Annotated in this window: 18 protein-coding genes; 11 read left to right on the plus strand and 7 right to left on the minus strand. The window is 35.5% G+C overall.

The window, feature by feature from the left end; translation table 11 throughout:
- From HX004_RS15770 to HX004_RS15780, 3 genes are all read left to right on the plus strand, one after another.
- Positions 1-1,749, plus strand: a 1,749-nt coding sequence (locus tag HX004_RS15770) for a coiled-coil domain-containing protein (protein WP_286443604.1), incomplete at its 5' end; no start/stop codon positions are given.
- A gap of 19 nt (positions 1,750-1,768) precedes the next feature.
- On the plus strand, positions 1,769-4,183 hold the full coding sequence (locus tag HX004_RS15775) for a phage tail-like protein (RefSeq protein ID WP_353620017.1): 2,415 nt from the start codon (positions 1,769-1,771) through the stop codon (positions 4,181-4,183).
- Positions 4,184-4,613: 430 nt separating this feature from the next.
- Positions 4,614-4,823, plus strand: coding sequence for a hypothetical protein (locus tag HX004_RS15780; RefSeq protein WP_286443607.1), 210 nt, complete (start codon positions 4,614-4,616; stop codon positions 4,821-4,823).
- Between the two features lie 93 nt (positions 4,824-4,916).
- On the opposite strand, the gene HX004_RS15785 is transcribed toward HX004_RS15780, so the two are convergent.
- Positions 4,917-6,365 (minus strand): glyceraldehyde-3-phosphate dehydrogenase, encoded by a 1,449-nt coding sequence (locus tag HX004_RS15785; RefSeq protein WP_286443608.1) that lies wholly within the window; start codon positions 6,363-6,365, stop codon positions 4,917-4,919.
- Between the two features lie 94 nt (positions 6,366-6,459).
- Positions 6,460-7,848, minus strand: coding sequence for a trypsin-like peptidase domain-containing protein (locus HX004_RS15790; protein ID WP_286443610.1), 1,389 nt, complete (start codon positions 7,846-7,848; stop codon positions 6,460-6,462).
- Positions 7,849-8,154: 306 nt separating this feature from the next.
- Between HX004_RS15790 and dapF the strand changes: the two genes are divergently transcribed.
- Genes dapF through mltG form a run of 3 tightly spaced genes read left to right on the plus strand, consistent with a single transcriptional unit; the run spans position 8,155 to position 10,505 of the window.
- The gene (gene dapF / locus HX004_RS15795) at positions 8,155-8,934 is read left to right on the plus strand and encodes a diaminopimelate epimerase (RefSeq protein ID WP_286443612.1); all 780 of its coding nucleotides are present in this window, start codon (positions 8,155-8,157) and stop codon (positions 8,932-8,934) included.
- A gap of 2 nt (positions 8,935-8,936) precedes the next feature.
- Positions 8,937-9,461 carry a GNAT family N-acetyltransferase gene (locus HX004_RS15800; RefSeq protein ID WP_286443614.1) on the plus strand — a complete coding sequence of 175 codons (525 nt, stop codon included), beginning with the start codon at positions 8,937-8,939 and terminating at the stop codon, positions 9,459-9,461.
- Positions 9,462-9,467: 6 nt separating this feature from the next.
- Positions 9,468-10,505, plus strand: a complete 1,038-nt coding sequence (mltG, locus tag HX004_RS15805; protein ID WP_286443616.1) for an endolytic transglycosylase MltG — start codon at positions 9,468-9,470, stop codon at positions 10,503-10,505.
- A 355-nt stretch (positions 10,506-10,860) separates the two neighbouring features.
- Here the strand turns inward: mltG and HX004_RS15810 are convergent, their stop codons facing one another.
- A complete protein-coding gene (locus tag HX004_RS15810) occupies positions 10,861-11,484 on the minus strand; it encodes a chloramphenicol acetyltransferase (RefSeq protein ID WP_286443618.1) in 624 nt (207 codons plus the stop codon).
- Positions 11,485-11,489: 5 nt separating this feature from the next.
- Complete coding sequence (locus HX004_RS15815; RefSeq protein ID WP_286443620.1) at positions 11,490-12,185, minus strand: HAD family hydrolase; 696 nt, start codon at positions 12,183-12,185, stop codon at positions 11,490-11,492.
- Positions 12,186-12,261: 76 nt separating this feature from the next.
- Between HX004_RS15815 and HX004_RS15820 the strand changes: the two genes are divergently transcribed.
- Positions 12,262-12,840 carry a Crp/Fnr family transcriptional regulator gene (locus HX004_RS15820; protein WP_286443622.1) on the plus strand — a complete coding sequence of 193 codons (579 nt, stop codon included), beginning with the start codon at positions 12,262-12,264 and terminating at the stop codon, positions 12,838-12,840.
- A gap of 153 nt (positions 12,841-12,993) precedes the next feature.
- On the opposite strand, the gene HX004_RS15825 is transcribed toward HX004_RS15820, so the two are convergent.
- Complete coding sequence (locus tag HX004_RS15825; protein WP_286443624.1) at positions 12,994-14,589, minus strand: peptide chain release factor 3; 1,596 nt, start codon at positions 14,587-14,589, stop codon at positions 12,994-12,996.
- Between the two features lie 342 nt (positions 14,590-14,931).
- Here HX004_RS15825 and HX004_RS15830 point away from each other — a divergent pair, with 342 nt between their 5' ends.
- The 3 genes from HX004_RS15830 to HX004_RS15840 all read left to right on the plus strand — a co-directional run bounded on the left by HX004_RS15830 (position 14,932) and on the right by HX004_RS15840 (position 20,479).
- The gene (locus HX004_RS15830; protein ID WP_286443626.1) at positions 14,932-15,807 is read left to right on the plus strand and encodes a hypothetical protein; all 876 of its coding nucleotides are present in this window, start codon (positions 14,932-14,934) and stop codon (positions 15,805-15,807) included.
- The gene (locus HX004_RS15835; protein ID WP_286443628.1) at positions 15,791-17,164 is read left to right on the plus strand and encodes a peptidylprolyl isomerase; all 1,374 of its coding nucleotides are present in this window, start codon (positions 15,791-15,793) and stop codon (positions 17,162-17,164) included. The genes HX004_RS15830 and HX004_RS15835 overlap by 17 nt, the downstream gene beginning before the upstream one ends.
- Positions 17,165-17,716: 552 nt before the next feature.
- The gene (locus HX004_RS15840) at positions 17,717-20,479 is read left to right on the plus strand and encodes a bifunctional aconitate hydratase 2/2-methylisocitrate dehydratase (protein ID WP_286443630.1); all 2,763 of its coding nucleotides are present in this window, start codon (positions 17,717-17,719) and stop codon (positions 20,477-20,479) included.
- A gap of 144 nt (positions 20,480-20,623) precedes the next feature.
- Here HX004_RS15840 and HX004_RS15845 read toward each other — a convergent pair whose 3' ends face one another.
- Together HX004_RS15845 and HX004_RS15850 are read right to left on the minus strand one after the other, a co-directional pair.
- On the minus strand, positions 20,624-20,980 hold the full coding sequence (locus tag HX004_RS15845) for a four helix bundle protein (protein WP_286443632.1): 357 nt from the start codon (positions 20,978-20,980) through the stop codon (positions 20,624-20,626).
- A 143-nt stretch (positions 20,981-21,123) separates the two neighbouring features.
- Entirely contained in the window at positions 21,124-21,474 is a 351-nt protein-coding gene (locus HX004_RS15850) for a four helix bundle protein (protein WP_286443679.1), read from the minus strand.
- Positions 21,475-21,651: 177 nt separating this feature from the next.
- Here HX004_RS15850 and HX004_RS15855 point away from each other — a divergent pair, with 177 nt between their 5' ends.
- The gene (locus HX004_RS15855; protein WP_286443635.1) at positions 21,652-23,913 is read left to right on the plus strand and encodes an aconitate hydratase; all 2,262 of its coding nucleotides are present in this window, start codon (positions 21,652-21,654) and stop codon (positions 23,911-23,913) included.
- Positions 23,914-24,030 lie beyond the last annotated feature (117 nt).

A 24,030-nucleotide genomic window follows, 5' to 3' on the forward strand; every position in this document is an offset into this window, starting at 1 on the left:
ACAGCAGTAACAGTTGATATTCCTGCTTTAGTTGGAGCGAATGAAACGGTAACAACATTAGTAAAAGACGTATCAGGTAACGGTAAATACACTTATACCAATGAGGCTAATGCAACAGTAGTCATCGATATTCCAGCAGACGTTATTCAAAACTTTGAGACAATCATTGGAGATACTAATGTAGAGACTCTTTTGAAACAGTTTATTACTGTTAATGGAGGAGGAGTTCAATTTGATGGAAATGCATTTACTTATTTAGATGCTTCAGGAGATCCTGTAACCGTTACGGTTGAAAGCCTTGTCAAAGATCATGAAACGGTAACTACTTTAGCAAATACAAATGGTGTTTTAACCTATACCAACGAAGCCAATACAGCAGTAACAGTTGATATTCCTGCTTTAGTTGGAGCGAATGAAACGGTAACAACATTAGTAAAAGACGTATCAGGTAACGGTAAATACACTTATACCAATGAGGCTAATGCAACAGTAATCATCGATATTCCAGAAGACGTTATTCAAAACTTTGAGACAATTATAGAAAACACCAATGTAGAGACTCTTTTGAAGCAGTTTATTACGGTGAATGGTTATGTTAAGTTTGATGGGGATAATTTTACCTATATTGATGAAAATGGAGATGTTGTAATGGTAAGTGTTGAAAGCCTTGTCAAAGACCATGAAACGGTAACTACTTTAGCAAATACAAATGGTGTCTTAACTTATACCAACGAAGCCAATACAGCAGTAACAGTTGATATTCCTGCTTTAGTTGGAGCGAATGAAACGGTAACAACCTTAGCAAATGCAAATGGAGTTCTTACCTATACCAATGAGGTTAATGTACCAGTAGTAGTAGATATTCCTGCTTTAGTTAAGTCTAGTGAAACGTTAACGGTTCTTGAAAATATAGTAACGCAAGAAAGCGAGGAGAGTGGAGAGATTGTTGATATTTATACGCTAACCTACAAAGATGAAGCTGGAGATTTACATCCAATTGATATTAAAGTATTAGTGAAAGGAACAGAGACAGTAACTACCTTGGTTTATGATCCTATAGCACACATTTTAACTTATACCAATGAAAAAGGAGAAAAGACAGATCTAAAATTAACGGATTTAGTTGGTGATGGAGAGTCTTTAACCAAGTTGGAATTTGATGCAAATACAAATTCCCTATTGTATACAGATGAGGATCAGATTATTCATACACTCGACTTAGAGTCTATCAACAAACATCCGTGGTATGATTCAGCTACACAAAAAGTAGCTACTTCTAATACGGCTAATATTTATACCAAAGGATGGGTGGGTATTGGATTTACAGAACCTTCTGATGCACCAGGTGAAAAGTTAAGAGTAAATGGTAGTATTACTGCGGTCAATAGTTATTATGCAGATTATGTATTTGAAAATTATTTTGATGGATATTCTGCACTGAAATACGATTATAAGTTCAAAACGTTAGATGTGGTTGAAGATTTTATTAAAGAGAATCGTCACTTACCTGGTATTACACCTATTCATGAATTGAAAAGAACAGAAGAGGGGTATGCAATTAACGTTTCAGAATTATCAGTTCAGCTTTTAGAAAAAACAGAAGAGTTGTACTTACATATGATCGATCAAAATAAGGAATTGGAAGAAAAAGAAGCTAGGATTAAAGAATTGGAGCAGGCAAATCAGGACATTTTGCAAAAAGTTGAACGATTAGAACTCATGCTTCAGAAATTCATGCAAAAGAACTAACTTTTTAAAACTATTAATTATGCATAATAATCATACAAAATATAAGGGAATGAAATACATATTTTCCTTAATGCTGATACTCTTTTTAGGAGTTTTCTCGGGTACTGCTCAGAATCACATGACCAAAATTAAAGATGGTACAATGTCAGGAACTAGTGCTACACCAAATTCCGGTGTCATATTAGAATTGGAAAGTGCAAATAAAGGATTTTTAGCGCCTCGTTTAACAACTCAACAACGCGATGCAATTGCTGTTGCAAATCGCACAGATGGTTTATTTATTTACAATAAAACAACGGGCTGTTTTAATTATTGGAGTACCGCCCAAGACACTTGGTTGAGTATATGTGGAACCCCACCACCAGCTGTATTTGAAATTACAGCGTTACAATGTGACGCATTAACTGTAAACGGAACCTTTAAACAGGGGAGTTATCTAACGTCTTCTAATTATTTGACAGTGCCCGTTACCGTTACACAAGCAGGTACTTATGAGGTTGTCGCAACAACTAATAATGGATATTATTTTACAACCAAAGGAACTTTTCCTTCATCAGGTAATTATACTCTTATTTTAGAAGGGTTAGGAACGCCTAATATGGGATACAATGCTGGCGAAGATGGAGATTTGTTAACAATCTCATTGAACAGTAAAGCAAGTACGTGTATAAATAAACATGTTTTTGTTGAAAATGCAAACGTAAGTTATACAATTGAATGTAGTGATACTGTCGTTCACGATATCTATATGATTGGACAAGCCCTGACAAATTCTCACAAAATGACGTTAATTGTGGATGTACAAACTGTTGGATATTGGAGCATTGCAACCAATACAAGCAATGGATATTCATTTAGAGGGTCGGGTACTTTTAATACTACAGGGGTTCATACGATTGATCTATTAGGAACGGGAACACCAGTTGCTTCAGGAGTGAATTTATTTAGTTTTACAACGAATTCAGATTCGGCTACAAGAGCAACATGTTCAGGAATTGAAGTAAATGTATTGCCAATTAAGTATGCTGTTAATTGTACGCAAGCAATTGTTGCTGGGGGGTACAAACAAGATGAAGCTATGACAGCTTCTAATACAGTAACACTGAAAGTAAACGTACAAGCAACAGGAGAAACTACTATTCGCACAAATACGGTTGGAGGAATTTACTTTACTTCAGGACCGTTATCTTTTGATACACTTGGAGACAGAGATGTCGTATTAACTGCTGTTGGAACACCAACAACTCCAGGTATAAATACCTTTACTCTAGATGCAGTAGCGGGTATGATTGCTACTTGTTCATTTGATGTTACAGTAACGGGACAACCTGTAGCCTATAGTTTGACTTGTTCATCTATCGTTTTAGGAGGGACTTATGCGCCAAATGTTGCCATGACAGCTGCTAATAAAATGACAATTAGTGTTAATGTACAATACCCTGGAGCTTATTCAATTACAACAAATGAAGTAAATGGAGTGACTTTTTCTGCTGTGGGTAACTTTACGCTAACAGGAGTACAAGAGGTAACTCTTGTTGCATCAGGAATGGGCGTATCAGGTGGAACTCACCGCTATACTATTACAACAAATAGTGCTTTAGGAGCCAATACGTGTAACAAAAATGTCGATTTCTTGTATCGAAAAATGAACGTCTTAGGTTTAGGTGGAGGTGCATATCAACCAGCATCAGCCTCTGGTAGCGAATCTTCTAAAGCAATTCTTCAAACAGGAGGTAATTTTGGACCGAATGGAAAAGTACAAGTAGATGGTATTAATATTGTGGAAGGAGCTTATAACCAAGGTAATACGCTTAGAAATCTAATCAATAACAATAAAATTGACATAATTGTTATTGGTTATAATTATACGCCAAATGCAGCTTCTATCACAATATTAAATGATTTTGTGAAGAATAAAAAAGGAGTATTGATTCATTCTCAAGAAAATGATGCGAATGGTGCAAGAGATTTAATTAATGCTATTGCTTATTCTGCAGCTACTGCTGTATCAGGCACAGGAACAACTTATGTGAATCCTAATGAAAGTATTGATGATCCTATTTTGAATGGACCATTTGGAGATGCACGTAGTAAACATGGAGGAAGTGATGTAAATAACTCTTATTACGTGACAGGATTCTCTAGTTCATATACTAGTTTATCTAGTCAGAATGGAACACCATCGCGTTCTTGGTTGTTGAAACATAATTCATTAGGATATGTTTATATTGGAGATGCAGGATGGACTGCAGGAAGTGCTTCTAATAACTCTACTACAATTTGGCCAGCAGCTATTACTGCAGGAGGTACACCAATTACCAAAAACTACAACGCAGGTATTACAGTTTACAATAGTATTATGTATGCCAATACAATTGCTTGGGCTATAAAATATGTACAAGAAAATATCAATGTAGATTATGTAGTGCCATAATAAATAAATTAGAGTAAAAATGAATAAAAAAGAGGGTGTTCTATTGGAATACCCTCTTTTTTTGTAAGATATTCCGTCCCGAAATAGCGATACTTCTTAGAAAAATGGAAAAGATTACATAAGGGATATTTCAAAATATAAAAGAACCTATGCTCTAATTTAAGAAAGAGAAGATTGAATTCCTGTAAAGAAGAAAAGATGAAAGAACTAGATTGATGGAAAGGAAATATCGTTTGTTATATTTCGATAAAAGTTAGGATTAGGTAAAAATAGTGTAAGCAAAAAGAGGATAAACGTCTTGTATTCGGGTTTTTTCTGTTTTGATAATGTCTTTAGTTTAAAAAAATGTAAAAAATGATATCAAATTTGTTTTTTATTTGTTAATAGGTTATTTTTGATTGTTGTTTAATGTGAAAAAGAAATAAATACAATGGAAAACAGATTGATGTTTGATTACACCAAGAGAATATTAGAAAATGTAAGTTTTGATTCTGATTTATTTGTAAAGGAATTTAATAAAGCTTTACTCCAAATGGTGCCTTATGATGTTGATCGCTTAGAGCAATGGGTTGAGAAGTACGTCTTAGATAAACCCATCTTACATCAAAAATTAAGTCAGATAGAAATGCAAGAAGTATAAGAAGTTATTATTCATACAAAAGTAGGTTTTAGTTACAGTTAGTTAAAAAAAAAGAGAGCATATTTGCTCTCTTTTTTGTTCTATCATCTACTATTAATAATAAGTATAACGTCTTACTTGTGCAATGTATTTCGCTAAGCGAATTACTTGGTGGCTATAACCATATTCGTTGTCATACCAAACATATAATACAACGTTTTTACCATCAGCAGAAACAATCGTTGCTTTGCTATCGAAGATAGAAGGAGCCGATGTTCCAACGATATCTGAGGATACTAATTCGTTGTTTAATGAATATTTGATTTGCTCAACTAAGTCACCATTTAAAGCTGCTTTGCGCATTACTTCGTTTAATGCATCAATTGAAGTTTCTTTTTCAATCTCTAAGTTTAATACGACTAAAGATCCGTTTGGAACGGGTACGCGAATAGCATTTGAAGTTAATTTACCAGCTAAAGAAGGCAATGCTTTTGCAACAGCACTTCCTGCTCCAGTTTCAGTAATTACCATGTTTAAAGCTGCTGCTCTACCACGACGGTATTTTTTATGCATATTGTCAACCAAGTTTTGGTCGTTTGTATAAGCATGAATAGTTTCTAAGTGTCCTTTTACTACACCAAAGTTATCTTCCATAACTTTTAAGATCGGTGTAATTGCATTTGTTGTACAAGAAGCTGCAGACCAAATATTTACTTCCGCAGGGTTGTATTCTGTGTGGTTTACTCCGTGTACGATATTAGGAATTCCTTTTCCAGGTGCTGTTAATAATACTTTTGAAGCTCCTTTTGAAGATAAATGGCGTTTTAACGCTTCCTCTGTAGTGAATGCTCCTGTATTGTCAATGATTAATGCGTTGTCAATATCATAAGCAGTATAGTCAATCTCTTCAGGAGTGCTAGCAGAAATCATGTGAACCGTTGTTCCGTTGATGATTAATGCATTGTTTGCAGGGTCTGCAATAACAGAACCTTCGAAGTCACCGTGTACTGAATCGTATTTCAATAAAGAAGCTCTTTTCTCTAATAATACTGCATCATTTTTATCACGTGTTACAATCGCTCTTAGACGCATTTGTTGTCCTTTTCCAATTTTGTTCATTAACTCACGAGCCAATAAACGACCAATACGACCAAAACCGTAAAGCACTACATCTTTAGGAACAATTTCTCCTGTGTTTTTAGCATCTTTTAATTTGCTTACAACAAAACCTAACGCATTGCTATGCTTGTTGTCTTCTAAATGATATTCATAAGTTAGACGACCAATGTCAATTCTTGAAGGTGGAAGATCAGCTTGTTGAATCGCTTTTGCTATTTCAACCGTATCAAAAATGTTAATTGGTTTCTCAACAAACTTAGCAGCATATTCATGTAAATTGATGATATCACTAACGCTACGGTCAATCAATTGATTGCGGAACATCAATAATTCAATAGATTTATCAAACCATAAATCACTTACGATTTTGATAAACTCTACACATGCTTTTCTTCTGTCTGCTTGAAAAGCCAATTCCTTTTCGTATAAACTTGTATCTTTCATATTGTGTTAGATTGTGTTGTATAAAATTAGTGCAAAAGTCCACTTTTTTTATGAATAAAACAAAAGTTAAATTTTGAATTAAACCATCCAGTTTTTATAAGTAAACCTTAATTAGTTCACCCTTAGGAGATAAAATATCCAATTTGATGCGCTGATTTTCATGGAATTGACTAAATAACGCTTTGGCCTGATCTATTGTGTTTATTTTTTGACCGTTGACCGCAAGTAAAATTGCATCCACTAATTCTGCTTGGTAGGGAAGGAATTTTGTATTGGTAATTGCCGTAATCTTTACACCGTAATTTACTTTGTATTGGGTTCGTTCCTCCAGTGTTACATCCTCAAATTCGATACCGTTAAAAGCAAAAGTAGGGGCTTGAGCCGCTATTAAACGAATTTCTTTTTGTTGAATGGCTTTGTTACTATTGATGGTAAGACTGACTTTATCACCAGGGCGTTTGGTGTTCAAAATATTTTTAATATCTACAAATGAAGTAATGCTTTTTCCATTGATTGCAGTGATGATATCGCCTTGTTTTAGTTGTACTTTTTCAGCGTCTGAGCCTGGAACGACTTCCTGAATGTAAAAACCTTGTTTGATGTTTAAGTTGAGTTTTTGAACCCAATTGGCATTCAGCTCAAAACCAGAAACTCCCAAGGCTCCTTGTTGAACATTGCCATATTCTAAGAAATCTTCTACAATTTTCTTTGTTACGTTAGAGGGAACGGCAAATGCGTATCCTACATAAGAACCTGTATTAGAGGAAATCATGGTGTTGATACCAATTAATTCCCCTTGTACATTGACCAAAGCTCCCCCGCTATTTCCAGGATTCACCGCAGCGTCCGTTTGGATAAACGATTGAATGCCTGTTTCAGATAAGTTTCTCGCCTTAGCAGAAATAATACCTGCGGTAACAGTAGAGGTTAAGTTATACGGATTTCCTACAGCTAAAACCCATTCTCCTAATTGAATAGCATCTGAATCTCCAAAAGTTAGAAATGGCAGTTTTTCTGGCGCATCAATTTTAAGTAAGGCCAAATCCATTTGCTTTTCAGTTCCAATTAATCGCGCTTTATAGGTTTGGTTGTTGTTCAGCGTAATTTCTAATTCCGAGGCATTGGCAATGACGTGATTATTTGTCACAATATACCCATCTTCGGAAATGATCACCCCAGAACCCGTTCCTACTTGAGTTTGAGTTCCTCCTTTATATCCGTAGAAAAACTCCAATAAAGGATTGGTACGCGTGGTGATATAACTCAAGTTTTTAACGTGAACAACTGCATTAACCGTATTTTCTGCCGCTGCTGTAAAATCAACAGGATTGCTTGATGGCAAGCGATGCAAAGACGGAGAGGATTCTTGTAGTTCAACTTTCTCTTTTGCTGCCAAGCGTTTGTCAAGGTAATATGTATAGCCTATTAATGTAATACCTGCTGTAAGGAGACAGGTGAAAAAAGTAGTTAAAAATTTTTTCATAATAGAACAATTAAAAATGTGATACTAGTAAAAATAAAAAAGGTTGGAGGGAATTAAAAAGTGTTTAACCAATGGTTAACAATGAACTCCTCTTGACTTTTTTGATTGAAGTGAAAATTAGCTATTTTGAGTCTGATTAAAGGCCTTTTTAAGTTGCATAGGAGAGCTACGGAATGAAAAAATGGCAATAAGCAGACTCAAAAAGAACATTTTTTTAACCAATTAGAGAAAGTCAAGAGGAGTTCAATGTGTCAAATGAAGGGGATTATTCGTAAATTTGATTCCGAACACAGAAAAAAAATGTATATGTTGTCATTTTGGAAATACCAAGGAACAGGAAATGACTTTGTCATGCTAGATAACCGTCAGAAGACGTTTGATGCCTCAAATGAAGAAGCGATTGCTTATCTATGTGATCGTCGATTTGGAATAGGAGCCGATGGATTAATTCTAGTGGAAGAGGATGAACAGGCAGATTTTAAGATGGTATATTTCAATTCGGATGGCAAAGAAAGTACCATGTGTGGAAATGGGGGGCGTTGTATTGTTGCTTTTGCGAAGCAGTTGGGCATCATTCAGAATGAGTGCCATTTTAATGCAGTAGATGGATTGCATTATGCGACGATTGATACAGAGGGAATAGTGGCCTTACAGATGATTGATGTCAAGCAAATTAAGAATAAAGCAAAAGGAATTTTTCTCAATACGGGGTCACCCCATCATGTTGAAATTGTACGTGATTTAGCTTATTTTGATGTGTATAAGAAAGGGAGACAGATTCGCACAAGCGAAATGTATGCACCAAAGGGAACCAATGTCAACTTTGTGGAACAAGAAGGTCCGAATCACTTTAGAATTCGCACCTTTGAAAGAGGAGTGGAAGATGAAACGCTTTCTTGTGGTACGGGAGCAACAGCAGTAGCTTTGGCTATGCATAGTCTGGGAAAAGTAGATAACAATGAAGTAAAAATAGAAGTAGAGGGAGGAGAACTTTCGGTTCGGTTTGACTACGTCAATAACACCTATCAACAGGTATTTTTGAAAGGACCAGCTACCTTAGTTTTTCAAGGATTGATCAGTTTGTAAGTATGATTAGATTAGAAAGTGAAACTATTTATCTTCGCGCTTTAGAACCCGAAGATTTAGAATTTATTTATCAGATAGAAAATGATTTGAGTTTATGGGAGGTGAGTAATACACAAACCCCATACAGTCGATTCTTGATTCATCAATATCTAGAAAATGCTCATCTCGATATTTACGAAGCGAAGCAATTGCGTTTGGTGATTTGTTCTAAAGAAACGAATGCTACATGGGGATTGATTGATTTGTTTGATTTTGATCCTAAAAATGGACGCGCAGGAGTAGGTATTGTCATTCAATATGATGAAAATAGAGCACAAGGGATTGGTTCTCAGGCTCTGGAATTAGTGATAAATTATAGTAGAGAATTTTTATATTTAAACCAACTTTATGCTAATATTGCATCCGATAATCAAGCGAGTATTCGGCTGTTTTCAAAATATGATTTTAGAGAAATCGGAATAAAAAAAGCGTGGACTCGAGTGGGGCAAACGTATAAAGATGAAATAATGTACCAGTTAATATTTTAAAAGAAGATGAAGTTAAAAAATATATTAATCGCACTTTCTGTAGTAGGTGCTTTTGCTTTTTTAGGTTATTTATATGTATGGTATCAAAAAGCCTTTTCTCCCAACTTGAAAAACTGGGACGAAAAAGAATTTTTTTACATTCAAACCTCAGATAATTTTTTGGATGTCTTACAAACGTTACGTCCCTATTTAAACAACCCAGAGGGCTTTGAAGAAATTGCAAGCCAGAGAAGTTACGACAGTAACTTAATTGCAGGTCGTTTCAAATTGACTAATGGTATGGATAGTTATAGCTTAATTGAAGCCTTGAGAAAAAATGTTCCTGTTCGATTAACGTTCAACAACCAAGAGCGCATTGAAAATTTAGCAGGAAGAATTGCCTCTCAAGTAGAAGCAGACAGTATTGCAATGATGGAGGTTTTTTATGATCCTCAATTTTTGGAAGAAAATGGCTTTACCAAAGAAAGTGTTTTGGTCGGTTTTTTACCAGAAACGTATGAATTCTATTGGACAGTTACACCGATGAAGATGCGCAACAGAATGCACAAAGAATATTTGAAATTCTGGAATGAAGAAAGAAAAGAAAAAGCAGCAGCTCTCGGATTAACACCTGTTGAAGTGGCTATTTTAGCTTCTATTGTTCAGAAAGAAACAAGTAAAAATGACGAAAAATCAAAAGTTGCAGGAGTGTATTTAAACCGCATGCGTATTGGAATGCCTTTGCAAGCCGATCCAACGGTTGTTTATGCAAAGAAATTGTATACGAATGATTTTGATCAAGTGATTAAAAGAGTGTATCTCAAAGATACAGAGATAGCCTCTCCTTATAATACGTATCAAAATGTGGGACTTCCTCCAGGTCCAATTTTTATGCCAGATAAAGGAACAATTGATGCTGTATTAAATGCAGAAAAACACGATTATATTTATTTCTGCGCCAGTGTTGACCGTATGGGATATCACGAGTTTGCAGAAACATTAGCACAACACAACCAAAACAGTAGAAAATACAGTGCTTGGTTGAATCAATCGGGAATTAGATAGTAAGCGGTTTGCGGTTTACAGTTTACAGTATATATGCAGTTATACGAAAACCATCCTTTGTAGGGATGGTTTTTTGTATGTTGTATGTTGTATGTTGTATGTTGTTTGTTGTTTGTTGTATGTTGTTTGTTGTATGTTGTATGTTGATGAGACAAGTTTTGTACGGACTTATCATGAAGGCATGGTAGACTCATGTCGGAGAAAATCCATCTATAGTTTATCGTTGGTTCTTGCAAGCTTGATTAGAGTGATCGGTAGATTTTTACTCGAAAAGATAAGAACGGTCTTTAAACGAAAATTTCAATATCTCATCGTCTCACCGAACAACCAACAACCAACGACAACCAACGACAACCTATTCATTCATTAACCGTTGAAATTCCTCAACAAATAATCCCACGTGGTAGCCATCAACTAAGGCATGATGGGCGTGAATCGAAACGGGCATACTTAGTATTCCTAGGTTCTCAGTTACCTTTCCAAAGGAAATTTTCGGTGAACTATCGGGAAAAGAAAAACTTCTTGCATGGGAAAGAGAGGTGAAATTTAACCAAGGAACAGCCGAAAAGTGAATGACATTTTCACCTGTGATTGCAGGTAATAATTCCGTTGATTCTTGTGTGTTTTTAATTTCCTTTTGGGCGTGTTGAATGAAAAGAGATTCCTCTTGATGGTAATTCATATAAGCAAAACCAAAAGTACCATTGGGTCTGTTTATCGTTGGTGAGGCGTGAATTTCATCGTATAGGTATACTTTTTTATCTTCAATTCGATAGCGAAAGTTTTCTACATAATTTGCCGCTTGTAAAGCGCGGTATAAATAGTATAAGAAGAAGGATTGTCCTTTTTCTTTTGCTTGCGTATAAGCCTGAGTAGAGTCAATAGCTACGGTTACGCCAAAAAAAGGTTCGTCAAAAGTAGAAAAGAAGGCAAATTGTTCTTTTCTATTCCATGTTTCTATGTCGATTAAATGTTTCATAAAGCCTATAAAAAAAGTAATAACTCGTCCAAAGTTTGTAAGGTAATCAATTTGTCAGATTGTATAGGTGCATCTTGCTGTTCATGAGACCAGGTTACAGTATAAGGAATATAAGCAGCATGACTTTCTAAATCTAAAACGGGCAGAATATCGGATTTCATCGAGTTACCTACCATAAAAAAATGATTAGGCGGACAGGATAAACGATGTAATAACTGTTGATAATCTGCCGTTTGTTTATCACTCATAATTTCAATGTGATGAAAATAATCACCCAGCGCAGAGTTTTTAATCTTTCTTTGCTGATCGAGTAGATCTCCTTTTGTCGCAAGAATCAAATTGTATTTGTCATGTAGTGTTTGTAGCGTTTGTTCAACACCTGGCAGGAGCTCAATGGGACGTTGGATTAACTCATGACCTAAGTCGATGATTTTTGATATAATTAGTGGGGACACTTGATGATGACTCACGCGATGAGCCGTTTCTATCATACATAAAATGAAACCTTTGATGCCAAAGCCATACAAAGGTAAATTCTTAACTTCAGTGTGATATAATTCCTTAGTCAGTTGTTCTGCTGTTTGATACTCTTCTAAGAGCTTGGTGAATTGCTGTTCCGCTTCTTGAAAATAAGGTTCATTCACCCACAAAGTATCATCAGCGTCAAAGGCAATGGTCGTTATTTTATTTTGTAGTCGCATGTTTGTATTTTTGCAATTTATGCGGTAAATTTCTATAAATAAAAATAAACAAAAGGGACAATTGTCTCAAAGTCCTATGATACGAACCAACGAAACCTTTTTACATTATATAGACGAATTATATCATCAACAAGCTTATTCTCATGAATCGATTGCAATTGTGACGTATGCTCCTGGTGATTATTTGTTTTTTCAAAATGAAAATGCCTCTACTATTGTCTTAATTAAAAGTGGAGTGACTAAAGTTTTTTTTGAAGAAGAAAATGAAAAAGAATACATCGTAGAGTTTTTAGGAAAGGGAGAGGTTATCGGTGATATTGAATATATTCGAAAGATTGATGGGTTGTGCAATGTGCAAGCACTAGATACCGTAGAAGCTTATGTGTTGTCCTATTCTTTTTTTGAAGCACTTTTACAGCGAGATACTACTCTGAATGCCTTGTTATTGGATGCCTTTGCTGCTCGCATTGTCAATACAGCACGTAGAGCCTCTTATCAGCAGTTGTATACCATAGAATACAGCTTGCATCAATTAGTAGAAATGCAGAAAAAACAAGCCCTGACTTTATCGAAAGAAGATATGGCTGCTTATTTGGGAATTTCGGTTCGAAGCTTAAATCGCAGCTTGAAACAGCTGAAAGAGGAGGGGGTGTAAGAAGGTGAGGTGGTGAGAAGGTGAGATCTTAATAGGGGTGGGGTTAATCCTTTTTACAAAAAACGAACCTCACAAACCTCACTAAAAAATAAAAGAGGATGTAAAAAACATCCTCTTCTTATTTGAACAATACTTGCGTATCTATATAACTAATTATTTATTAATCTCTTCTGAAGTAAATCCTAGTTTTACTGTAGGGAATTTACTCTGTGTCATTTGAACGGAGAATTCACTATCCGCTAAGAAAACCAATTGTCCGGATTTATCTATTGCTAAGAATTTCTGTTTGATGCGTTTAAATTCTTTGAATTCTTCATTTTTCGGATCTTCTGGTCGCACCCAACAAGCTTTATAGGCAGGGAAATTCTCGTACGTACATTTAGCTCCGTATTCGTGTTCTAAACGATATTGAATTACTTCATATTGTAAAGCTCCAACAGTTCCGATTACTTTACGACCATTCATCTCTAAGGTAAATAACTGAGCAACTCCTTCATCCATCAATTGGTCAATTCCTTTTTCCAATTGTTTCGATTTCATTGGATCGGCATTGTTGATATATCTAAAGTGCTCCGGAGAGAAACTAGGAATTCCTTTAAAACTCATAATTTCTCCTTCTGTCAGTGTATCTCCAATTTTGAAATTTCCTGTATCGTGTAATCCTACGATATCACCCGCATAAGAAATGTCAACAATTTCTTTTTTCTCTGCAAAGAAGGCATTCGGACTTGAGAATTTTAATTTTTTATTTTGACGCACGTGTAAATAAGGCGTATTTCGTTCAAAAGTTCCCGATACAATTTTAATAAAAGCCAAACGGTCTCTGTGTTTTGGATCCATATTCGCGTGAATTTTGAAGACAAAACCACTGAATCCTTTTTCTGTAGGTTCAACCACTCTCGTATCCGATTCTTTGGCTCTTGGAGAGGGAGCAATTTGAATAAAACAATCCAACAATTCTCTAACCCCAAAGTTGTTTAAAGCAGAACCAAAAAATACAGGTTGTAGTTGTCCCTTAATATAAGCTTCACGATCAAAATCAGGATAAATTTCGTGAATGATTTCTAATTCTTCTCTTAATTTATTGGCTGGTTTATTCCCAATCAATTGGTCCAATTCTTCCGATTCTAAGTTAGAAACATTAATAACATCATCAATGTTTTTTCTACTATCGTCTGTAAATAAGTTGATGTTTTTCTCCCAAATGTTGTAGATTCCTTTAAAATCATATCCCATTCCAATAGGATAGCTCAACGGAGTAACTTTCAATTGAAGTTTTTGCTCTACTTCGTCCATTAAGTCGAAAGCATCACGTCCCTCACGGTCTAATTTGTTGATGAAAACAATCATTGGAATGTTGCGCATGCGACATACTTCCACTAATTTTTCCGTTTGTTCCTCAACCCCTTTGGCTACGTCAATTACGACAATTACACTATCAACGGCTGTTAGGGTACGAAAGGTATCTTCCGCAAAATCCTTGTGACCCGGTGTATCTAAGATGTTGATTTTTTTGTCTTTATAATTAAAGGCTAATACAGATGTAGCAACCGAGATTCCCCTTTGGCGCTCAATCTCCATGAAATCGGATGTAGCTCCTTTTTTAATCTTATTATTTTTTACTGCACCTGCTTCTTGAATTGCCCCTCCAAAAAGTAGCAATTTCTCTGTTAAGGTTGTCTTACCAGCATCGGGGTGAGCAATTACACCAAATGTTCTTCTGCGTTCTATTTCTGTTAAAAAACTCATCTCTAAAAAAATTAGGTTGCAAAAATACTCATTATTTGCTGAAAATAATAATTATGAAGCGCAATCGTTTTTTTAAAGAAGGGATTAGTTAAAAGAAATTGCAGGATAAGGGAATCAAATTAAGAAATGAGTCCCAAAGAATAGTAGGGATTCAACTTGAAAAAACTAAATAGAATGTTAATCCTTAAGGTAAATAAATGAGGTATTAGTAATATTGTTAATTCCGTTTTTTAACTTGTTTATTTAAACGTATTTTGATTCGTATTTTTAAAAATAAATTCATTTATGGCTTATAAATGTTATTTTTGTTAGCGAATAAGAAATATAAAGAAAGTATAGATCATGAAGTATAGAGAAATAAGATACATCAAATACAGCGTTGTTCTACTAGCGATGCTTTTGGGCTATACTAGTTGTGACAAACAAAAAAAACTCGATGGAGATAAATATGTTGCACGTGTGGATAATAAGTATTTGGAACGTACTGCATTGCAAAATATCGTTCCTCCACAAAGTACAGCGAAAGACAGTTTGGCTATGGTGGAATTGTACATCAATAAATGGGCAACGAAACAGTTGTTAATGGATGCTGCTGAATTTAATTTGTCCGATGAGAAGAAAAGAGAAATTGATGAGTTAGTAGCCAATTTTAAATCGGAGTTGTTGATCAAAGGTTATCTCGAAAAGCTAGTACAGCAATCAATCGATACGGTTGTTCGCGCCAATGACCTTAAAGAATACTACGAGCAAGTGAAGAAAGGATTTAGAGTAGATGATATGTTGGTTAAACTAGCCTATGTCAATATTTTAAATTCCAATACGCATTTTAATAGGATCAAGAATGGATTTAATGGGGGTAAGGATGTGAAATATGAACTGTTGGATCAGTTGTCATTGCAAATGAAATCTTATGTCTTAAATGATTCACTTTGGGTAAATGTATCTCAAATTTACGAGAAACTACCTTTTATTAATTCAGAAAATAGAGAACAATATTTAAAAAATAATACCTATTTCGAGGTTAAGGATGAAAATAGTACGTACTTTGTGCGTATAAATCAAGTATTGAGAAAAGGAGATGTCGTTCCTTATTCATATTTAGAACCCTCTTTGCGATTAATGGTTTTAAATGATCGAAAAATGGAATTATTAAAACAGATAGAAGAAGATATTTTAAAAGATGCAAAAAAAGATAAAAATTATGAAATTTATCAGTAAGAAGGTGATGTTTGCACTAGGGCTATCATGTGTAATGATAGGCGGTTTGCAAGCACAAAATCCAGCGGGAAAGAGAAAAATTGACGGTGTAGTTGGGGTAGTTGGAGATTATGTAATCTTAGAATCAGAAATTGATAAAACTTTGTTGGAGCTAAAAGCACAGCGCATTCCTATTGATAATTTGTCAAAATGTGATTTATTTGAGCGTTTATTAGAAGATAAATTATATGCCCATCAAGCCGTTCAAGACAGTATTGAGGTTAATGATGCTGAAGTAACGGGATTTATGAATGATCAAATCAACCGAATGGTTGAAGAAGTAGGTGGGATTGACCGTATTTTAGGATTTTACAACAAAAAAACAGAAGAAGAATTTAGAGAGTACTTCTTTGATATTGTGAAGCAGAATAAACTAACTCAAGCAATGCAGAAACACATTGTAGAGAAAGTAACAATTACTCCCGAAGAGGTAAGACAATTCTTTAAGGCTATTCCTGAAGATGAAAGACCTACTATAGGAGATGAGGTTGAAATTGCAGAAATTATGGTGAAACCTGAAATTTCAAAAGAGCAAAAACAAAAAGTTATCGATCGCTTAAACGAAATGCGTCGGGATGTATTAGAAAATGGTGCAAGTTTCTTTAGTAAAGCAGTGCTGTTTACAGATGACAAAGGTTCAGCTGCTAATGGAGGATTTTATTCCATCACGAAAAAGGATCCCTTCGCCAAAGAGTTTAAAGAGGTTGCTTTTAGTTTAGCTGAAGGAGAAATATCTGCACCTTTTGAAACAGAATTCGGATTTCACATCATCTATTTAGAGAAAATTAGAGGTCAACATTTAGATGTTCGCCATATTTTATTGGTTCCTAAACCTACACAACAGGCCTTAGATGATGCCAAAGCAAAACTAGAGGGAATTCGCGAGAAAATTGTAAATAATGAAATTACATTTGCCGAAGCAGCAGCAGCATCTTCGGATGATAAGGATACCAAACAAAACGGAGGTGTGCTAAGAGACCCAATGACTATGGATCCTCGTTTTGATTTGAATAAAATGGAAGATAGAGAGTTGTACTTCTTAGTAAATTCATTGAAAGAAAAAGAAATTTCTCCAGTTGCGTTAAAAACGGATTATAGAGATCAAAAAAGCTATCGCATTGTGACTATCAACAAAAAGATTCCTTCACATAAAATCGACTTTGTTGACGATTATACGAAGGTAAAAAACATGGCTTTGAACAAAAAGCAAGAAGGTGAACTTCAAAAATGGATCACAAAGAAGATAAATGATGCCTATATTAACATTCAAGGGGAATATAGAGACTGCAAATTCCATAATAATTGGCTCAAAAAATAAGAAAATAATAATCTAAACGATTGAAAACGACATTTTAGCAATAGACTAAAATGTCGTTTTTTTATTAAATAAGAATGAAAAATTGAAATATCTTAAAATTATAAGGTAAAAAATAATTTATTTCAGATTAATTGAGGTAAAAAGCTAAAAGTATTGTTGTTTTTGCATCAAAGTAGAATGTTTATAAATAATAATTTTTGGATTTGAGGGAAATATTAAAAACTTTTGAAAATTAATTAGATTGATTAAATTTGCGACGACAAAAAATAAAATACAAGTCCAATTCTCTCTTTGAGCAGTAGACAATTGGTTTTAAATTTTATGCAAAATAGAGGGGATACATGTTTTAGTAAAATAAGATCAACTAGAATTTTGATTACACCTTTGTTTAAAGCGAATTAAGGAGTATTCTACCGTCGCTTGATAAAATTATAATCAACGAATGAGGGATTAAGGAAAATACAATTGAAAAAATAACTAATACAAAATAATCAGTTATGGGAGAGAGAAAATCTTTGATTTTCAATAACCTGTAAGTAACAGATCTGAATTATGAGCTTTTATATCGATTACATCAACGAGATTGAAGAAAGAAAAAATCAAGGACTTAACCCTAAGCCAATTGATGGAGCTGAGCTATTAAGTGAAATTATAGCACAGATTAAAGATACTGAGAACGAGCACCGCGCTGAATCTCTTAAACTTTTTATTTATAATGTTTTACCTGGTACGACTAGTGCTGCAGGCGTTAAAGCTAAATTTTTAAAGGAAATCATCTTAGGTGAAGTTGTAGTGAGTGAGATTACTCCTGCTTTTGCTTTTGAATTATTATCACACATGAAGGGTGGACCTTCGATTGAAGTGTTGTTAGATTTAGCCTTAGGAAATGATGTAGCGATTGCTCAAGAAGCAGCTAAAGTATTGAAAACACAAGTATACTTGTACGAAGCAGATACAGATCGTTTGAAAGAAGCTTTCTTAAGTGGAAATGCTGTAGCAAAAGACATCGTAGAAAGTTATGCAAAAGCGGAGTTCTTTACGAAACTTCCAGAGGTAGATGAAAAAATCGAAGTAGTAACTTTCATCGCAGGTGAAGGAGATATTTCTACCGATTTATTATCGCCAGGAAACCAAGCACACTCTCGTGCTGACCGTGAATTACACGGGTTGTGTATGATTAGTACAGAAGCACAACAACAAATCAAAGCTTTACAAGAATTACATCCCGGTAAAAAAGTGATGTTAATTGCTGAAAAAGGAACGATGGGTGTTGGATCTTCGAGAATGTCAGGAGTAAATAACGTGGCTCTTTGGACAGGTAAACAAGCAAGTCCTTATGTTCCATTTGTAAATATAGCTCCAATTGTTGCGGGTACAAACGGAATTTCTCCAATTTTCTTAACAACAGTGGACGTAACTGGAGGTATCGGTATTGACCTTAAAAACTGGGTGAAAAAAACAGATGCTAATGGGGAAGTAGTTCGCAATGACAAAGGAGAACCTGTATTAGAAGAAGTTTACTCAGTAGCTACAGGTACGGTATTGACAATTAACACAAAAGCAAAAAAATTATACAACGGAGACCAAGAGTTAATCGATATTTCGAAAGCTTTAACTCCACAAAAAATGGAATTTATCAAAGCAGGTGGTTCTTATGCTATCGTATTTGGTAAAAAAATCCAAACATTTGCGGCAAAATTATTGGGAATGGATGCTCCTGTAGTTTTTGCTCCTTCTAAAGAAATTTCAGTGGAAGGACAAGGATTAACAGCAGTAGAGAAAATCTTCAATAGAAATGCTGTAGGGGTAACAAAAGGAAAAGTATTACATGCAGGTTCTGACGTTCGCGTAGAAGTGAATATCGTTGGATCTCAAGATACAACGGGATTGATGACTGCTCAAGAGTTAGAAGCAATGGCAGCAACTGTTATTTCTCCTATCGTTGATGGAGCTTATCAATCAGGATGTCACACAGCATCAGTTTGGGACAAAAAAGCACAAGCAAATATCCCGAAATTGATGAAATTCATGAACGATTTCGGTTTAATTACGGCACGTGACCCTAAAGGAGAATACCACTCTATGACAGACGTTATCCACAAAGTATTGAACGATATTACTGTGGACGAATGGGCGATCATTATCGGAGGAGATTCACATACGAGAATGTCTAAAGGGGTTGCTTTTGGAGCGGATTCAGGAACTGTAGCTTTAGCTTTAGCAACAGGAGAGGCTTCTATGCCAATTCCAGAGTCAGTAAAAGTAACATTCAAAGGAAACATGAAAGAACACATGGATTTCCGTGATGTTGTTCACGCGACTCAATCGCAAATGTTGAAACAATTTGGTGGAGAAAACGTATTCCAAGGTAGAATTATCGAAGTTCACATCGGTACGTTATTGGCTGACCAAGCATTTACATTCACAGACTGGACAGCTGAAATGAAAGCTAAAGCGTCTATCTGTATCTCTCAAGATGATACCCTAATCGAATCATTGGAAATCGCGAAGAGCCGTATCCAAATCATGATTGATAAAGGAATGGACAACAAAAACCAAGTGTTACAAGGATTAATCAATAAAGCAAACAAACGTATCGAAGAAATTAGAACAGGCGACAAACCTGCTTTAATGCCAGATGCGAATGCTAAATATTATGCTGAGGTTGTCGTTGATCTTGATATCATCGAAGAACCAATGATTGCCGATCCAGACGTAAATAACGATGACGTTTCTAAACGCTATACACACGATACGATTAGAGAGCTTTCTTTCTATGGAGGTGATAAAAAAGTAGATTTAGGATTCGTAGGTTCATGTATGGTTCACAAAGATGACTTGAAAATCGTTTCTCAAATGTTGAAAAACATCGAAAAACAAACAGGTTCAGTGAAATTTAATGCACCTCTAGTTGTTGCAGCTCCAACATATAACATTATTGATGAGTTAAAAGCAGAAGGAGATTGGGAATATTTACAAAAATATTCTGGTTTCGAATTCAGTGACCTTTTACCTAAAAACAACGCACGTACAGAATACGAGAACATCATGTATTTAGAGCGTCCTGGTTGTAACTTATGTATGGGTAACCAAGAGAAAGCAGCAAAAGGAGATACCGTAATGGCTACATCAACGCGTTTATTCCAAGGACGTGTGGTAGAAGATTCAGAACGCAAAAAAGGAGAATCTTTACTAGCTTCTACACCAGTAGTTGTTCTTTCTGCTATCTTAGGTCGTGTTCCTACAATGGAAGAATACAAAGCTTCTGTAGAAGGAATCAACTTAACGAAATTTAAACCGATTTCAACGAAATAATTTTTAAAAAGCCCTTTTTTGAAGGGCTTTTTTTTTGGAAAGGAGAAAGAGGAAAGGAGAAAGAGGAAAGGAGAAAAGGGTAAATTATCAATTAATCGAGAATTCACTCTTTTCCCTTTTCTTCTTTCCTCTCTCTAAAAAAAGCTATTTCATTTTAGTTCTAATTGATTTAATTAACCCCAATAACATCCTACGAATACTAATTATAGTAACAAAATATCTTTCTTCTATTTGGCAAAAACCTAAATCCAATGCTAGGAATAGTTGTGTTTCTATTTCAGCAAGACTTCCTAATGCAATATGAAGAAATTGAAGTAGCTCTTTGCTACTTTGTCTTGCACAACCTTCCGCTATATTTGATGGGACAGATACAGCACTTCTCCTGAGTTGATTGGTTAGACCATATAATTCTTCTTGAGGAAAAGAACGAGTTAATTGATAAATCTCAGAAACAAAAAATCGACTCATTTTCCATACTTCTAAATCTCTGTGTGTTTGCATAATTTTTTTATAGATGTAGAGCAAATTTTAAACCAAAAACTAAAAAGGAAAGAAGATAGAAGATAAAATCTAAAAAAAAGAGTCACTCCTTTAATCGAGAATTCACCCTTTTCCCTTTTCTTCTCTCCTCTCTCTAGAAAAAGCTATTTCATTTTAGTTCTAATTGATTTAATTAACCCCAATAACATCCTACGAATACTAATTATAGTAACAAAATATCTTTCTTCTATTTGGCAAAAACCTAAATCCAATGCTAGGAATAGTTGTGTTTCTATTTCAGCAAGACTTCCTAATGCAATATGAAGAAATTGAGGTAGCTCTTTGCTACTTTGTCTTGTACAACCTTCCGCTATATTTGATGGGACAGATACAGCACTTCTCCTTAGTTGATTGGTTAGACCATATAATTCTTCTTGAGGAAAGGAACGAGTTAATTGATAAATCTCAGAAACAAAAAAGGAAAGAGGAGAGAAGATAGAAGAGAAGACAAAAATCTAAAAAAAAAGAGTCACTCCTTTAATCGGGAATTCACCCTTTTCCTCTTTCCCCTCTCTTCTCTCCAACAAAATAGAATCATTTTAAATATTTGCTTTTAACATTTTCATAATTTTTATCTGTACGAAAAGCGGTAAATTGTGTTATAAATCAAACATTTAAAAAGAATTGTTATTATGGCTTTTGATATTGAAATGATTAAAAAAGTGTATGAAAAGATGCCAGATCGCGTAGCGAAAGCACGTGAATTAGTGGGACGTCCTTTGACACTTACAGAGAAAATTTTGTACACACATTTATGGGAGGGAATGCCTTCGCAAACATTTACAAGAGGAAATGACTATGTAGATTTTGCACCAGATCGCGTGGCTTGTCAAGATGCAACGGCACAGATGGCTTTGTTGCAGTTTATGCATGCTGGAAAAGAAAAGGTAGCCGTTCCAACCACAGTACACTGTGATCACTTGATTCAAGCAAAAGTAGGAGCAGCAACGGATTTAAAAGTTGCAGAAACCCAATCGTCAGAAGTGTTTAATTTCTTATCTTCAGTATCAAATAAATACGGCATTGGATTCTGGAAACCAGGAGCTGGAATTATTCACCAAATTGTTTTAGAGAATTACGCTTTCCCTGGAGGTTTGATGATTGGAACCGATTCACATACGGTAAATGCAGGTGGACTGGGAATGTTAGCTATTGGAGTTGGTGGAGCAGATGCTGTAGATGTAATGTCGGGAATGGCCTGGGAATTGAAGTTTCCTAAACTGATTGGAGTGAAGTTAACCGGAAAATTAAACGGATGGACAGCACCCAAAGATGTCATCTTAAAAGTAGCAGATATCCTAACTGTAAAAGGAGGAACAGGAGCTATTGTGGAGTATTTTGGAGAAGGAGCCTTATCCATGTCTTGTACTGGTAAGGGAACCATTTGTAATATGGGAGCTGAAATTGGAGCTACAACTTCTACTTTTGGCTATGACGATTCAATGCGCCGTTATTTAGCCGCTACAGGACGTCAAGACGTAGTAGATGCAGCAGATAAAGTAGCAGAACACTTAACAGCAGATGCGGAAGTATACGCTAATCCAGAAAAATATTTCGATCAATTAATTGAGATCAACTTATCCGAATTAGAACCACATATCAACGGACCTTTCACACCAGATAGAGGAACACCTGTATCAAAAATGAGAGAAGATGCAGAGAAAAATGGATGGCCATTAAAAGTAGAGTGGGGATTAATCGGATCGTGTACCAACTCTTCTTATGAAGATATGTCAAGAGCAGCGTCTATCGTAGAACAAGCCGTTAAACAAGGAATTACACCAAAGGCGGAGTTTGGAATTAACCCAGGATCGGAGCAAATTCGCTATACAATCGAAAGAGATGGTATCATCGAGACTTTCGAAAAAATGGGAACCAAAGTATTTACCAATGCTTGTGGACCTTGTATTGGACAATGGGATCGTGCAGGAGCTGATAAAGAGGAGAAAAATACCATCGTACACTCGTTCAACCGTAATTTCTCTAAACGCGCAGATGGAAATCCAAATACCCATGCTTTCGTAACTTCTCCCGAAATGGTAGCGGCTTTAGCTATTGCTGGAGATTTAGGATTTAATCCAATCACGGATACCTTAATTAACGACGAAGGGCAAGAAGTAAAATTACTTCCTCCTACAGGAGATGAATTGCCAAAACGCGGGTTTGATGTTGATGATCCAGGCTATCAAGCGCCAGCAGAAGACGGTTCAAATGTAGAAGTAATCGTTTCTCCAACATCGAGTCGCCTTCAGTTGCTAGAACCTTTTGCTCCTTGGAACGGACAAAATATCACAGGAGCTAAATTGCTAATTAAAGCCTTTGGGAAATGTACAACAGATCACATCTCTATGGCAGGTCCATGGTTGCGTTTCCGCGGTCACTTAGACAATATTTCAGACAATATGTTGATTGGAGCTGAAAATGCATTCAATCACTTAACGAATAAAGTAAAAAACCAGTTGACAGGTGCTTATGATGCAGTGCCAGCGGTGCAGCGTGCGTATAAAGCAGCTGGAATCCCTTCCATTGTGGTAGGAGACCAAAACTACGGAGAAGGGTCTTCACGTGAACATGCAGCAATGGAACCACGTCATTTAGGAGTTACTGCAGTATTGGTGAAATCATTTGCCCGTATTCACGAAACAAACTTGAAAAAACAAGGGATGTTAGCGCTTACTTTTGCTAATGAGGCGGATTACGACAAAGTACAAGAAGATGATACCATCAACTTCCTAGACTTAACTGAATTTGCTCCAGGGAAACAATTACACCTTGAATTCGTTCATGCGGATGGATCGAAAGATGTAATTGCTGCTAATCATACGTACAATGCGAGTCAAGTGAATTGGTTTAAAGCAGGATCGGCTTTGAATCTAATCGCAGCTGGTAAATAGCGGAGTGGAGAGAAGAAAGAAGAGAGGGGTGATTTTCGATTTAAACCCGTTTCTACTTAATAAAACACAAAGGACGAGTTATACTCGTCCTTTGTGTTTTAGAGGATAGAGGTTTGT

Source organism: Myroides sp. 1354 (assembly GCF_030324495.1).
Lineage (GTDB): Bacteria > Bacteroidota > Bacteroidia > Flavobacteriales > Flavobacteriaceae > Flavobacterium.